Raw genomic sequence first — 688 nt, 5'->3', positions numbered from 1 at the left:
CGCATACGGGTGCCGGGCGGCTCGTCCATCTGACCGAACACCAGCGCGGTGTCCTTGAGCACGTCGGCTTCCTTGAGCTCGACCCAGAGATCGTTGCCCTCACGGGTGCGCTCGCCCACGCCGGCGAAAACCGAAGTACCACCGAAGTTTCGGGCGATACGGTTGATCATCTCCTGGATGAGCACCGTCTTGCCCACGCCGGCACCGCCGAACAGCGCGATCTTGCCGCCACGCACGTATGGCGTGAGCAGGTCGACGACCTTCAGACCGGTCTCGAGCATCTCGGTGCGGGGCTCGAGCTCTTCGAACGGCGGCGGCTTGCGGTGGATCGACCAGTGCTCGAAGTCCTCACCGTAGCCCGGCTCGTCCAGGCAGTCACCCAGCGCGTTGAAGACGTGACCTTTGACCTCCTGGCCGACCGGCACGGAGATCGGCTTGCCGCTGTCCGTCACCTCGACGCCGCGGACCAGCCCGTCGGTGGGCTGCAGCGAAATGGTGCGCACCAGGTTGTCGCCAAGGTGCTGTGCGACCTCCAGGGTGAGGGTCTTCTTGAGCTCCTCGAACGTGATCTCGGCGTTGAGCGCGTTGAACAGTTCAGGCACAGAACCGCGCGGGAACTCGACGTCGACCACGGGGCCGGTGATTCGCACCACGCGGCCGCTGGTCTCGGAGTTCGTGGCCTTCTCGG

At 65.7% G+C, this 688-nt stretch carries 1 pseudogene; it reads right to left on the bottom strand.

Going from position 1 to position 688, the window contains the following annotated elements:
- Positions 1–688, bottom strand: a pseudogene (locus A9X04_RS27185) (F0F1 ATP synthase subunit beta); the annotation flags it as partial.

Source organism: Mycobacterium sp. E3247 (genome assembly GCF_001667785.1).
Classification (GTDB): Bacteria; Actinomycetota; Actinomycetes; order Mycobacteriales; family Mycobacteriaceae; genus Mycobacterium.
The sequence above is the reverse complement of the archived record's forward strand: the minus strand, read 5'-3'. Positions and strand labels throughout refer to the sequence as shown.